Here is a 501-nt window from a genome sequence, read left to right as displayed (position 1 = left end):
CAGCTTCAGAATCTGAAAGTGAATCAACTTCCGAGTCTGAAAGTGAGTCAGCATCTGAATCAGAGAGCGAATCAACTTCCGAATCAGAGAGCGTTTCAACTTCAGAATCTGAAAGTGAATCAACTTCCGAGTCAGAGAGCACTTCAACTTCAGAGTCAGAAAGCGAATCAGCTTCAGAATCTGAAAGTGAATCAACTTCCGAGTCTGAAAGTGAGTCAGCATCCGAATCAGAGAGCGTGTCCACTTCCGAATCTGAGAGCACCTCAACTTCAGAGTCAGAAAGCGAATCAGCTTCAGAATCCGAAAGTGAATCGACTTCCGAGTCAGAGAGCACTTCAACTTCAGAGTCTGAAAGTGAGTCAGCATCCGAATCCGAAAGCGTCTCAACTTCAGAGTCCGAATCAGAGAGCGTCTCAACTTCCGAATCGGAGAGCACTTCAACTTCAGAGTCAGAGAGCACTTCAACTTCAGAGTCTGAAAGTGAGTCAGCATCCGAATCCG

Annotated in this window: 1 pseudogene; it reads right to left on the bottom strand. The window is 46.1% G+C overall.

Features of this window, described 5'->3' with window-relative positions:
- Positions 1-501 (bottom strand): annotated as a pseudogene (locus tag OCH80_RS10070) (YSIRK signal domain/LPXTG anchor domain surface protein); the annotation flags it as partial.

The sequence above is a fragment of the Lactobacillus sp. 23-2 genome, from assembly GCF_044902225.1.
GTDB classification, from domain to species: domain Bacteria; phylum Bacillota; class Bacilli; order Lactobacillales; family Lactobacillaceae; genus Lactobacillus; species Lactobacillus absianus.
The sequence above is the reverse complement of the archived record's forward strand: the minus strand, read 5'-3'. Positions and strand labels throughout refer to the sequence as shown.